The organism is Bacillus sp. SA1-12 (genome assembly GCF_000981385.1).
GTDB lineage: Bacteria > Bacillota > Bacilli > Bacillales > Bacillaceae > Metabacillus.
This window is the reverse complement of sequence record NZ_LATZ01000016.1, coordinates 1-14,060: the sequence shown is the minus strand read 5'-3', so window position 1 is coordinate 14,060 and position 14,060 is coordinate 1. Positions and strand designations below refer to the sequence as shown.

8 protein-coding genes are annotated in these 14,060 nt (G+C 35.8%); 4 read left to right on the top strand and 4 right to left on the bottom strand.

Features of this window, described 5'->3' with window-relative positions:
- Window positions 1–206: 206 nt before the first annotated feature.
- The 3 genes from WQ54_RS11315 to WQ54_RS11305 form a co-directional block, all read right to left on the bottom strand.
- Entirely contained in the window at window positions 207–1,436 is a 1,230-nt protein-coding gene (locus WQ54_RS11315) for an ATP-binding protein (protein WP_046516447.1), read from the bottom strand.
- A 402-nt stretch (window positions 1,437–1,838) separates the two neighbouring features.
- Window positions 1,839–2,630: a membrane protein insertase YidC gene (gene yidC, locus WQ54_RS11310; protein WP_046516444.1), complete on the bottom strand. Its 792-nt coding sequence runs from the start codon at window positions 2,628–2,630 to the stop codon at window positions 1,839–1,841.
- The gene (locus WQ54_RS11305) at window positions 2,617–2,859 is read right to left on the bottom strand and encodes a hypothetical protein (RefSeq protein ID WP_046516441.1); all 243 of its coding nucleotides are present in this window, start codon (window positions 2,857–2,859) and stop codon (window positions 2,617–2,619) included. Before WQ54_RS11305 ends, yidC begins: the two co-directional genes overlap by 14 nt.
- Window positions 2,860–4,498: 1,639 nt before the next feature.
- Between WQ54_RS11305 and WQ54_RS11300 the strand changes: the two genes are divergently transcribed.
- From WQ54_RS11300 to WQ54_RS11285, 4 genes are all read left to right on the top strand, one after another.
- A complete protein-coding gene (locus WQ54_RS11300) occupies window positions 4,499–6,199 on the top strand; it encodes a methyl-accepting chemotaxis protein (RefSeq protein ID WP_046516437.1) in 1,701 nt (566 codons plus the stop codon).
- 65 nt (window positions 6,200–6,264) lie between these two features.
- A complete protein-coding gene (locus tag WQ54_RS11295; protein WP_046516436.1) occupies window positions 6,265–8,007 on the top strand; it encodes a sensor histidine kinase in 1,743 nt (580 codons plus the stop codon).
- Window positions 8,004–9,557: a response regulator gene (locus WQ54_RS11290; RefSeq protein WP_046516433.1), complete on the top strand. Its 1,554-nt coding sequence runs from the start codon at window positions 8,004–8,006 to the stop codon at window positions 9,555–9,557. Before WQ54_RS11295 ends, WQ54_RS11290 begins: the two co-directional genes overlap by 4 nt.
- Window positions 9,558–10,377: 820 nt before the next feature.
- Window positions 10,378–11,340, top strand: a complete 963-nt coding sequence (locus WQ54_RS11285) for a D-2-hydroxyacid dehydrogenase (RefSeq protein WP_046516429.1) — start codon at window positions 10,378–10,380, stop codon at window positions 11,338–11,340.
- An 85-nt stretch (window positions 11,341–11,425) separates the two neighbouring features.
- On the opposite strand, the gene WQ54_RS11280 is transcribed toward WQ54_RS11285, so the two are convergent.
- On the bottom strand, window positions 11,426–13,522 hold the full coding sequence (locus WQ54_RS11280) for a penicillin-binding protein 2 (RefSeq protein WP_231597507.1): 2,097 nt from the start codon (window positions 13,520–13,522) through the stop codon (window positions 11,426–11,428).
- Window positions 13,523–14,060 lie beyond the last annotated feature (538 nt).

The following is a 14,060-nucleotide window of genomic DNA, read 5'->3' as shown; positions in this document are numbered from 1 at the left end:
ATTTTTAAGAAGAAAAAGTGGAAGATATGATGAAAACAAAGAGATTAAGCAGTCCTACTAACAATGTTAAAAGGCTGAGCAGCCAAAATCCACAAAATAACAGAAAAGACTTCTCAACCTTGACTATTAATCTCAATATTTGAATGGTTTTTATGAAAAAGTAAGATGATATTGTGATTTTGCTTAAATAAATCCAATTTTGAAGGTTAATTTATCTTTAGCAAACCCTGAGTAATTGTCGGCAGTATGATTTCTATCATTGTTCCTTTATTCACTTCACTCGTAATCTTTAACTCACCGCTGTGATCTTCAACAATTTTAAAGCAAGTCATTAAACCGAGACCTGTTCCTTTTTCTTTTGTTGTATAAAAAGGTTCTCCAAGTGTAGGAATGCGTTCTTTCGGTATTCCAATCCCCTGGTCAATAACTTGGATAGAAATCTTGCCTTCTTCTTTCTCCTTTACCCTTACATCGATATTTCCGCCATGAGGCATTGCTTCGATTGCGTTCTTAAAGAGATTTAATAACACTTGTTTAAGCTGGTTTTTTTCACAGCTGATCATTGGCAAATCGGTATCCAATTCTACAAAAATCTGAATATTATTCAAGATCGATTGGGAATTCATTAAGGTGACGACATCCTTAATAAGTTCCTTTACATCTTGTTCTTCAAAGATAACAGCTGTCGGTTTTGCTAGTACTAGAAATTCTCCTACAATTGAATTTATCCGTTCAAGCTCAGATAAGATAAGATCAAAGTATTCTTTTTGTATGTAGTTTGCCTTGAATAGCTGAATGAAACCTTTTATGGAAGTTAGAGGATTACGAATTTCATGCGCAATGCCGGCTGCCATTTGACCTAACAAGGCAAGTTTCTCTGATTTTTGAAAGAGGCTTTCTGTATGTTTTCTTCTTTCAGTGACATCCTTACCAATTGAAAGCACCGCCTCTTTTTCACCAAACATAATAAACATAGAAGAAACTTCAAAGAAAAAGATCGTTCCATCTAAACGTTTAAATTGATATTCGATATTATTTAAAGGCTTTTTCTCTTTTTTTGCCTGTTTAATGCGCTCCAGTAAACGTTCTTTATATTTAGGGACAATGAAATCCAATATTGATTTACCAATAATTTCATCTATATCTCTCGCACCAATCATACTAATAGCTGCTTTATTTCCATAAACAATAAGATGATCACAGTGAATTAAGATAGGTTCAGGCAATGAATCTACTAATTGCTTATAACTTTCTTCACTCGCTCGTGCCTTTTTTTCAAAGTATCGTGCTTTATCATATTGTTTTCCTACAATCCAAGCAATAAAGGTAAAGATAAAGAAGTCTACTGTAAAAAAATTTTCATCCTGATAGATCTTTTGATAAGCAGTAAATACTATCGAAATTAATACCAGAGTAATTTGACCCAGATTTTTCATCTCATTTCCCTCTTAAGTTAAGAATATTTTCATATATCATAGCATAAATCACAAAATTTTTATTAAAGATGAATAATAAAATCTACCATTTTTTAGAATTAGAAAAAATCATAAGTATCTACTAATTACAATAACTGATGTTACTGAATGTAAGCATCTGTTTATTGAAGAAATGAGAAAGGTAGATTACTAATAAAATTAAGATGTCTTAGGGGCTATTATGAACTAACAGATTGAATAGCGTTATTAGCCGAAAGCAGGTTAATCTCTTTCTCTGTCTATGATTTTTTACTCAATATACTTTACCCAGTCTCTTAGATATTTAACTAACACAAAAATACCCTATAGGTAGACTTTTTTATGCATCTACTCTATAGGGTGCCAGACTTTGCTTTTTATTTTCTATTTAGAAGAAGATTCTATACTTAAATTCGTTGTATCATTTTTTACATATTTTAATAAATAATACTGGCCAATCATAAAGACACTGCCAACAAACCAATACAACGGGATGGCCGCGGGTGCGCCGATGGAAAACAAAGCCATCATAATTGGCGAAACATATCTCATCATAGCCATTTGTGGATTGTCTTTTACAGTTTCCTTCATCATGAGTGAGTTTTGGATATAACTAGACACAGCCACAACGATTGGAAGAATAAAAAATGGATCAGCATGGCCAAGATTAAACCAAAGGAAATTATGTGCCGCAATTTCCTTTGTTCTGATGATCGCATAATAAAAAGCTAACAGAATCGGCAACTGAATAAGCATCGGTAAGCAACCAATGGACAAAGGATTTACACCATGTCTTTGATAAAGAGCAATTGTTTCTTCCTGAAGCTTTTTCTGTGATCCTTGATCCTTTGCCGAATATTTTTCCCTTAAAGCTTTCATTTCTGGCTGCAAACTCTTCATTTTTTCCTGGCTTTTTGATTGGGAAAGCATGAATGGCAATAAAACCAATCTTACCATGATCGTGACAATGATAATGGATAACCCATAGTTTCCATGAAAAAATGAAGCGACAAAAGTTAATACAGAAGAAAAAGTATAGACAAAGTAATGATCCCATATTCCCGAACTATCTGAAGAAATTGGCGAACGTGTCATTCCACACCCCGATAAAGTGAGTAAAAGTCCTACCAAACATAAGAATAAGATCAGCTTATATTTTTTACTATTGGTGAGCATACGGAAAGAATTCCTCCATTTGTTTGTCATACATACAAAGTAAGGAGTATCCATGATACGCTTCATCACTATTCGGAGCTTCTTTTCGCTTAATAATTGTTGAAACATGGTGTTTTAGAAGATCGCTAATACACTGGATGACATGACCGCTTGGTATGATTTTCAAAACAACTTTATCCGAATATACAATCTTTTTCCCTATGACGGGAAGTTGCTGAGTCAGTTTCAAAAGCAACCAGCCGAAGCAATAAATGGTCAACCCTGTTGTAAAAAGCAGACTAATCAGATCTGAGGAGATTCTAATTCCATATGCTCACCTCCTTATTGTTTTTTCAATATCTTAATTATAGTCCTTATCCTTTATTTGTACAGTGGAAGTAAAAGGTTTGGATCAGTTTATGCCATAGGATCTTAAATTGATAGGTGACGAGAATATTCTAAAATTGAGCATTGGATTAGTGACTTACCATTGAATTCTGTTTAAGAATTTAACCAATCTCTTCATATCAGCACAACAATGATCTTTCTACTTTTTTCAAACTTTGTTGCTATTTACTATGTAGTACGGAAAGGTTGATTTCCGCTCCAGATGCTCGCTTTCCGCGTGGCGGGGAGGTGAGCCTCCTCTGCGTAAATGCTGCATAAGTCTCACCTGTCCCGCTGCTCCCGCAGGAGTCTCGCACTTCCGCTCCAATCAACCTTAATCAGTTTTCATCAAAGAACCTATTTAAATTCAACAATCTCTTAGAAAAGAGCCTATTATTAAAGCAAAAATTTTTGGATGAAGCCAAGCTGTACGATCTTGAAACAAATCGGATCAAACTTTTTAAAATGACTTCATTATATCATTAACATATAAATAACCTTTTAAGTTGATACAGTCCAAAGCGGTCATCTTAATTTGGAAAATAATAAAAACGGGAAGTTAACAATATTATGTTTGATTAACTCTCCATCCCCGGTTCATTGAATTTGAAGTAGTTTACTTTTCCTCAATTTTTTCACCTGAGAGTTAGTATTAGAGTGTGTGAGATTTTTAAAATAAGGAGGACATATTCTAAGAAGTATGTAAAGAATATATTAATACTAAAAGGGTAATGAATGATTAATTCAGGGGTTATTAACTAAAAAAAAGGAAAAGAGGATTTAAAAGAAATAGAGAGTCATCATATTAAATGGAGGAATATTCAGGCTTGGTCTGCCTGATTTTGGTTGTAAGAAAGCAATTTAAATACATAAAAAAACGCGAGTTGTTTGCGTATAGCAAAAAGAACCCAGATTCTTATTGGGTTTGCTTTAAATGATAATAGTCGCAATTAGCACACCGGATTGAACCAGTTACATACATGACTATATATGGTCTTTCTTTATTACATTGAGGGCAATATCTCAAATTAGTATGTACTATTTTTTCAGTTGTGTCATTCATCCAAATAACCACCTTTGCGCATAGAAAATTATATACATTGATGACTCTATAAAAAACAAATTTTCTAAGTATATCACTCTCTTAGTATCGGCCCCACCTACGCCAAATACTATGACGGCCACGCGTGCCATCCATCCCATTATTATTATATTGGTAACGCTTACATTTGTAAAGACTAATCTAGCAAAAAGTTTCCAATTATTATTAATTTTACTATTTAACTCTAAGAAAACGTTACTAGTTAAGAAAATTTACAGTTTATAAAACGCGTACATACAGAAGGTGGATAGAATAACTTTCGGAAAAAATGTAAATTTAATTACTTTTATCAGGACCTCCCCTTCGAAAACTGCAAAATTTTTAGATAAAATTGCACTATTTTTTTATCTACATTTAATTCTTTATATAGTAATATTGTTCTAAGAAGGAGGGATCATCGTTGAAAGCGTATCCAAGATTAGCTGATTTATCTTTAAAGAAAAGATTAATTCTTGTTTTCTCGGTCATTCTTTTATGGCTCGCAACGGCAAACTGTGTTCAAATCTATCTTTTCCTTGGATATGTGAAACAGTATAAAGCCATGATGGAGACGATAACTCTGACAAATTCAATTAATGGCTCGCTTAAGCAACAGCTAAATGATGAGATTAGAGAAATCGCTTATGGGAAGGTCCTTTTTGAAAATGGAACACAATACGATCATCTAAACAACATGTATCAAAATTTAGATAAAATCGAGCGTGATGATAGAACTGGCCAATTTTCAAAAGAAATATCTGAGGTGCGCGAAACATTAACGACGACGACTGAGTACATTGACAAGCTTGGCGAGCAAATCCAAGCAAATGTTTCTGCCGATCAACGGAACATCACCTATGAATACATAACCATTCTTACCGATCTTATTGATGAAAAAGTTGAGTCACTCTTACAAAAAACCCTCTTGGTAAAAGGAGAAGCTCAAAATAATATTTCCGCTAATTTAAAAAGAGACATAACGATTTATATTTGTGCATTTGTTGGTGTTATTATTCTCTCATTATTATTTGCTATTTATATATCAGAAAGTTTTGTCAGGCCAATTCGCGCTTTAGGACAAAAAACAAACGAAATTGCGGAAGGAAACTTAACAGTTGGAGAAATATCGATTGCTTCCAAAAACGAAATTGGTGACCTATGCCGTTCCTATAATCGAATGTTTCAAAACTTAAAGGATATTATCTTAAGCGTGAGAAATACGAATGATTTAGTCGTTTTAACGTCGAAGGATATTCACCAAAGTATTCTTGAAAACAGACTGGCTGGTGAAGATGTGGCCGAAGCAACACAGACCATATCAATCAATCTTCATAAACAAGATCAACTCATTCAAAAATCTGTCTCTACATTTGAACATTTGCTTTTTAAATATAATGAGGTATTAGGAAAATCAAATAAAATGTACTTTCAATCAAATGAAACATTAAAAATGACGCATGAAATAAACAGTCAGCTTATTACTTTCCATGAACTGCTTGAGAAAATAAGCCGAACGGTACATCAAGTAAACCGAGATTCAGAGGAACTTCAAAAACTGTCTGGAGAAATGAATGATCATTTACGGGTCATTAAGCTTGTTGAACGGGAAACGAGTCTATTAGCTCAAACAATACTTAATGAGATTCCTAAGATCTCAACAAATGAAAAAATTGAAAGCGCATTAACAAGGATCAAAGAAGTCGCTGAGGAAACAGATACAATTTCCCAAGACTCCGATTCCAAAATGAACCACGTTTTAAACCTAATTACTTCTATTAAAAAACAAAACTTAGAGGCACTTGAAAGTATTCAATTTAGCAGAATAAAAACTGAACAAATAAAAGGCGGCTTCCAAACGATTCGCTCAATTAGAAATAACCAGCAAGCTGAAATTGAAAGCATTAAGCAAGATATGAATGAAGCGTTTGATCAGATGCTTTCAGTTCGTCAAATGATTTCAGACATTGAACAAAGCTCCCATATTAGTAACACGGAAATTGCTGGGATTGCTGCCATGGGTGAAGAACAACTAACGACTCTTGAGGAAGTTTCGGATGCATCTTATAAGCTGGTCGAACGAATTCAAGAAATGAAAGATAACATCAGGCAGTTTAATCTATAATCCCATAACAGATACACTCTTACATTCAATTTATTTTATTCTATTATTGGCAGGTTGGATCGATCATGAATATCAAAAAATGGATTTCCTCAAGTTTGCGTACAAAGCTATTAATGATGTTTCTTTTTTTAACGGTCATCCCTCTCATCCTTGTAGGGGTTATTTCTTATCTGAAATCCTATGATATTGTTGCGCAAAAATCCTATTCCTTAGCTCAAATTCAAATGGGGCAATTAAAAAGAGAATTTGATGTTGTTTATCAGGACATTAAGCGATTTACTGAAATAGGAAAAAAAGAGAGTACCGTGCAATTTTTAATAGACAAAGAAAACACGGCAGAGGAATCGAAAAGCATTTTAGGCTTGATTAAACTTTACAGAGAAAGTTATCAATTTAGTGACAGCATCATGACGATTAAAATTATTGATCTTGAAGGGAAAGCAGTGAGTGAAGATCGTGGGGTTCATCAAATCGATAAAGAAGCACTCACTAAACCTCCATATGTAAATTTGCGTAATCAGCCAGAAAAGACAGTAATTGAACCTATCTATAAAAATAGTAATCCAGCTCTTTCGATGACAAGTACAATCGTATCGGACCGTTCTAAAAAAGTAATTGGTTTCATTAATATTGTCATAAAAGCTTCGGTTTTTAAGAATATACTTCACGAAGCTTCATCTAGAACTCCCGGTACGATTCATATAGAGTCAGAAACAGGTCATCTATTATTTTCCTATCCGCAATTTGAAAAAGCTTCACCTATATCGGAGCGAAAACCACTGGAAGATAAACACTCTGGGTATTTCAGCGAGGGTAAAACATTTATCGTCTATGAAACATCTGAATTGACTGGCTGGAAATTTATTCGCTATGCACCGTTAGCTGAGATTACAAAGGAAGCTAAGGAAATCAGAAGTTTAATTATATTGACTGTAGGGGCCATTTTAATTTTCACAATGGTATTTTACTTCTTTATCACATCAAGATTAATTCTTCCGCTTCGTCTATTAAAAGAAAAAATGAAACAGGCCTCTCAAGGGGATCTTGATGTACATATTATGAACAAAGGTACTGATGAGGTTGCAGACCTCGGTGAAAATTTCAATAGTATGATTTTGAAAATCAAGGCTCTGCTAACGAAGAGTGTTAATGAACAAAAACAATTAAAAATAGCAGAATTACGCACGATGCAGGCGCAAATCAATCCACACTTTTTATATAACTCACTTGAGACAATTATTTGGATGGCAGAGGCCAAAAAAAGCCAGCAAGTTATTGAAATCACGAAGGCATTATCTTATTTTTTCAGAATTTCATTAAGCAAGGGAAAGGATTTTATTCTTTTAGAAGATGAGATTGACCATATCCGCAATTATCTCACCATCCAAAAAATGCGATACCAGGATATTTTAGATGTTACGTTTCACCTAAATGAAGATATTCTAAAATATGAAATTATTAAATTAACACTTCAGCCCATTGTTGAAAATGCCATCTATCATGGAATAAAAAATAAACGAGGCAAGGGATTTGTGCGAATTAAAGGTGATTTTACCCCAGAAGGATATATCTCAATTGATGTGATTGATAACGGGATTGGAATGAAAGAAGATAAATTACAAGATTTACGAATACAATTGTCTCAAGGGGTTCCTTTTGAAAAGGATCAAGGAGGCTTTGGTATGGTGAATGTTCACCAGCGTATTTTATTACACTATGGAAAGCCTTTTGGTTTAACCATCAATAGCTGGTACGGCTCCGGCACTCGTGTTAGTTTAATCATACCGGCAGAAAGGGGATTGAAATGAAAAAGGTATTTTTAGTAGATGATGAAATGGCTATCCGTGAAGGAATTGGAAAAAGCATAAATTGGAATCGTGAAGGATTTATTTATTGTGGTGATGCTTCAGATGGGGAGGTTGCCCTTCCATTAATCGAAAAACACCAACCCGATATCGTCATTACGGATATTAAAATGCCTTTTATGGATGGATTGGAACTTAGTCGAATTCTTCGTGAAAAGATGCCTTCTATCAAAATTATCATTCTTAGCGGACATGATGAATTTGAATATGCCAGAGAAGCGATGCGCATTCAAGTAACGGAATACTGCCTAAAACCGGTCAGTTCACAAGATTTGCTTGCTATTTTAAAAAAGGTTGCCGCAAAAATTGATGAGGAAGAAATGAACAATAAACGATTAAGCGACTTGGAAAATCAATTATTGCAAACAAAATCTGCTTCCAGAGATAAATTTTTATACGAACTTTGTGAAGGTGTATATAGTACCTCAACAGCTATAAAAGAAGCTTCTAATTTAAATATAAACCTTATCTCAAGCTATTATTATATTATTATTGTTGAATATACAAAGGAACCAAATTCCATACAATGGATTGATCATGAATTTGTCGGCTTGCAATTTAGCAGAAAATTAAAAGAATCTATCTTTATTATGATGGGAGAATCAAAGCAGGCGCTTGAAAAGGAGTCTGAAATCATTAGACAACGCCTAATTGCCCATGAAGAAACGCATCCGGAGAACCCAATTATCTTTGGGATGGGCAGAGTAGAAGGCAGGATTCAAGGTATAGCCATTTCTTTCTCAGAAGCCGATGAAGAGAAAAGCTATTCTAGTATTATTCATAAATACAGATCGAAAGAAACGGACATTGATATCGAGTCCAAAAAAGAATTGCAGCATTTTAATCGCCGGGACTTAATTGACTTTCTTAAATTTGGACGATCATGTGATATCCCAAGCTTTGCTCGTTCTTATTCATCCTATCTAGAAAAAGGAGAGATTCGTTCTCCTTTTACCATGTATTTTTTTTTAATGGACTTTACGATTACCATCTCCCATTATTTAAAGGAAATCGAGATGGATAATCTTGATATCATGCAGAAAATCAATCAATTAGAAATGAAAGCAAGCTGGATTCGGTATTATCATGAAGCATTATCCTATATAGAAGAAATGCTGCACCTTGTTACTTTAACGAGGGATAACTTAGCTAGCAAATTCTCTGCATCCGTACAAATGGCGGTAGATTATATTAACGAACATTTTGCAGACTCTCAGTTATCTCTTCAAGCAGTTGCAGACGCTGTTAATGTAAGCGCATCCTATTTAAGTCATATGTTTAGCCAGGAAACTGGAAAAACATTAATCGAATACTTAACGAACACCCGAATTGAAAGGGCAAAAGATCTATTGAAGACAACCAATAATAAAACATATGAAATTGCCCATCAAGTTGGCTATAGTGACTCACATTATTTTTGCCGAACGTTCAAAAAGGTAACTGGTTTGACAACAAAACAATATAAAAATCAGACACATGTTTACACTATTTAATCTCTGCCATTTTCCTTATTAATTGAACCTGTCTGAAACAAAAAAGCTTCCGCACCCTATTGTAAGGAAGCTTTTTCCTTCCCTGCTAGAAACTCCAACATACTGTTTAATAATCATTGAACTAATAACCTCTCATCTAAATCTTAACTTAATTTTATAATACTTCTAATACTCCTTTTTTGTTCAATCATTAAACTGACTTATTTTGGAGTAAGATTGATAAAAGACTTCTACTAATAGTTTTTTAGTGTCCTATAGAATGGCTCAATCGGATATAACTTCACTAATCATTTTTTAGTGTACTATAGAATGAATTTATCGGACAAAACTCTATTTCAACATTTTCTAAATGTTCTATTGGAGAGGGCTATTGGATATAACATTCTTACATTATTTTGTATAAGTCCTATTGTAAGGGGCTATTGGACATAACCCACTTTCATTATTTTGTAAATGTCCTTTAGAGAGGTTCTATTGGACATATCCTCCTTACATCATTTTGTAAATGTCCTATTGTAAGGGGCTATTGGACATAACCCACTTTCATTATTTTGTAAATGTCCTATATTAGGGTTCTATTGGACATATTCCTCTTACATAATAATGTCAATGTCCTTTTGAAAGGGACTATTGGACATTACCTTCTTCCATCATTATGTATATGTCCTATTGCTATTTTATGAAAGAATAAGTGTTCACTATGTCAGCATGAGAAACCTCATTTGCTAATATGCCTGCCTATAAAAGGCCGTTTTGGTGGCTAGTTTCCAGTTGGAAACGTTATAATAATAGAATCTAAGACATACTGGGGGCTTGGGATATGTCAAAAAGAAAGTTACTAATCAGCCATAAGCTTGACGATGCATTACTAGGCAAAATAAAAGAAGTCATCCCGGATTGGACCATTATTGCTGGAAGTGATTCATCGCAATGGAAACAACATGTAGCCGATGCTGAAATCATTGCCGGATGGAAAAAGGAAATGGAAGAATTCATCAGCATCAATGATGCAAACTTGCAATGGCTTCAAGCTTGGAGTGCAGGTGTGAATTCACTTCCGCTTGCACATTTACAAGCTGCCAATGTGCAGGTTACATCGGCAAATGGTGTGCATGCTTATCCAATTTCAGAAACAATCTTTGCCTTAATGCTGGGGCTAACAAGAAAGATCCACACCTATGTTAGACAGCAATTAAACCACACATGGCATCACGCAAACATGAATCAGGAAATCCACGGTAAAACTGTTGGGATCATCGGTGTGGGGAATATTGGATACGAAACAGCCAAACTAGCAAAAGCATTTGGGATGACTGTTTTAGGGATCCGTAACTCGGGTCAGCCGGAGGAATTTGTGGATGAAATGTATTCTCCATCTGACTTACATACGATTCTTCCACTCTGTGATTTTGTCATTGTCACCTTGCCATTGACCCCAAAAACAATGGGACTCTTTGGGAAAAAAGAATTTCAATTGATGAAGCCTTCTTCTTTCTTTATCAATATAGGGCGTGGGCCAATCGTCGTTGAAAATGAATTAATTGAAGCTCTTCAAGAGAAACAAATTGCTGGAGCTGGTTTAGATGTGTTCGAAATCGAACCGCTTCCGCAGCAAAGTCCGCTGTGGGAAATGGAGAATGTCATTATCACGCCACACACTTCCGGCAGTACAGAGCATTACAATAAACGCGTGATAGAGGATATCTTTCTCCCAAATTTGAGAAGATATCTTGATGGACAAAAGCCAAGCATCAATCTGGTTGATTTTGAGAAGGGATATTAAGGACCTTCAACATTTGTTATAAAACTATCATTTATTACAAGAAAGCTTCAATCCTTCTTAAGGAATTGAAGCTTTTTTGATCCTTTTATTTCTCTTTTTGTACTAATTCTTGTTGATCTATTTCAACCGCCGTTACATATTTCTTTTGCAAATCTACATAAGCTTCAACAACCCGGTTCGCAATCGTTTTATTTATCGGATCCGAATCATTACTGACCCATGGAACGACGACACTAAACGCTACTTGCGGATTTTCTGAAGGATAGTAACCTACGAAATTTAAATTATTTGTTTCCGTTCCCCAATATGCACGCTTCACGCCATAGTAAGCTGTTTCAGATGTACCCGTTTTACCAGCAACGTCATGTGTAAATTTTCCTTCTGCCGTCCCGGAAGTCACGACAAGCTTAAAACCTTTTTGAACCTGTTCGATATCACTTGCTGTATTATTGACCCGATTTAAAATCTTTGGCTCCTTATCAACAACGATTGGTCCAAGCTCTGAATCTTCCTTAGGTTCATGAATACTTGTTACAATCCGGGGCTGGATCCGGTGGCCGCCATTTGCTATCACCGAAACATATTGTGCCAGTTGCAGCGGTGTGTAAGTATCAAATTGTCCAATCGAAATATCTAAAAGCTTACCGGGCTCATCTGGCGGGTTTTGCAATCCTGATGATTCTTGTGGTAAATCAATCCCGGTTGGCACGCCTAAACCAAATTGCATAAAATAATTTCTTAGCTTCTGGAAGTCCTCTGCTGTTGCATTGAAAGATCCATTTTTCACATAGCTGATACCGGCGATTTTCATCGCAACATAAAACATATAGACGTTTGAGGATTCTTGTAAGGCGCTCAAATCAGTCATTAACCCTAAAGGATAGGCACTATAGGATTTCTTTTCAGGTGTGCCTTTTAAATGAATCGGTGCATCATAATATGTTTGACCGTGCGGCATCCCGTCTTGATAACCGGCAAGAACCGTTGCCCCTTTAACAGTAGACCCTGCTTCATATTGTGTTGTGAATGCCCCATACGCATAATCAAGTACCTTCCTTCTGTTATCCGGGTCGAGCTGTTTGCCAACCATTGCTAACACATCACCTTGATAAGGATCCATCATCACAACAAAAGCACGATCCATTAAAATATGATTCCTGCCTGCTTGAAGCAATTCCTCCTCCACAATCTCTTCGACTTTCATTTGAAGCTCCATATCAAAGGATAGTTTTAAGTCCTTGCCTCTTTGTCCTTCATCAATCACTTTCTCAGAAATAATCTCTCCATTATTGTCGGAAATATATTCGATCTTTGCTTTACGCGGATTTAAGTAATCTTCATATTGGTATTCTAAATAACTTTTCCCTACTCTTTCATTCAGTTCATAGCCTCTTACTGAATAAAAATCCTCCCGTGACTTGAGAATGCCTTGTTCTGATGTCGTTAGGCCCCCAAAAACTGTTTTTAAGTAATCACCATATGGATAGGAGCGATCCCACTCAGTGATCACATCCACGCCTGGCAATTCTTCCAGATGTTCAGCTACAGTAGCAACTTCCGTATCCTTTAGATCTGATGATTTTACAATCTGGGGTTCATATTGGTAACCCGAAGAAAAACGAGTGTAAATATATGCAAGCTCTTGCAGAACAGGACTAGCCTTCAATTCTTCTATGGCTTCATCGGGAACGCGCTCCACTTGTAATTTGTATGTTACTGACGGTTCTAACTTTGTTTCATTTTTAGAGAGAAGCTTCTGAGCCTCCTCAGGATTTGCAGCCAGCCAATAATCTTTAAGATCCCGATCCTTCAGCTCTTCCTTTAAAAACGCAGCATCATAGCTAATGTACTCAGCAAGCTTTTTTGCTGTCTTAATTTTACCTTCCGCTTTTGTTGTTTTATCAACTTGATAGGTAATGGCCGGTATGCTTTTATTATCAACAACCACTCGATTATATCGGTCCACCATTTTTCCTCTTGGCGCCGGCAAACTGGCATAATCAGCCTCTGTTTTTGAAACTTCCTTTAAAAACTCTTCCCCCTGAACAATTTGGACGATTCCTAAACGGACAATCAGTGCCACGAATAAGGAAAAGACAAGAAAAAAGAATAGATTAATCCGAACATCCCTTGATTTTCTAAGCTTCCGATGTTCGGATACATGTATGTTTGGTTTTTTCAAAACAGTATCCTCCTATTTCACTCTCTATGAAATGCTCTTGGACGTTTCATTAAACTACTAATCTAGGACTTTCCCTACGAGTTCTGGTCTTCAGCTGCTTTATGAAAGACTATTCTTGCGATTCCTCGCGGGGTTTTGGCCTTCAGACGCTTTATGAAGGACCTTTCTTGCGCTTTCTCACGGGGTTTCGGCCTTCAGATGCTTTATCAAAGACTTTTCTTTCCCTTCCCCACGGAGTTTCGGCCTTTAGACGCTTTGTGAAAGACTTTTCTTTTACTTCCCCACTGAGTTTCGGCCTTCAGACGTTTTATCATAGACTTTTCTTTCCATTCCCCACGGAGTTCCGGCCTTCAGACGCTTTATCATAGACTTTTCTTTCCATTCCCCACAGAGTTCCGGCCTTCAGACGCTTTATCATAGACTTTTCTTTCCATTCCCCACGGAGTTTCGGCCTTCAGACGCTTTATCATAGACTTTTCTTTCCATTCCCCACAGAGTTCCGGCCTTCAGACGCTTTATCATAGACTTTTCTTTCCAT

Bases quoted from the DNA above. Each gene is read 5' to 3' on its own strand.
- WQ54_RS11315 (WP_046516447.1), bottom strand. From the start codon at position 1,436: ATGAAAAATCTGGGTCAAATTACTCTGGTATTAATTTCGATAGTATTT.
- yidC (WP_046516444.1), bottom strand. From the start codon at position 2,630: ATGCTCACCAATAGTAAAAAATATAAGCTGATCTTATTCTTATGTTTG.
- WQ54_RS11295 (WP_046516436.1), top strand. From the start codon at position 6,265: ATGAATATCAAAAAATGGATTTCCTCAAGTTTGCGTACAAAGCTATTA.
- WQ54_RS11290 (WP_046516433.1), top strand. From the start codon at position 8,004: ATGAAAAAGGTATTTTTAGTAGATGATGAAATGGCTATCCGTGAAGGA.
- WQ54_RS11285 (WP_046516429.1), top strand. From the start codon at position 10,378: ATGTCAAAAAGAAAGTTACTAATCAGCCATAAGCTTGACGATGCATTA.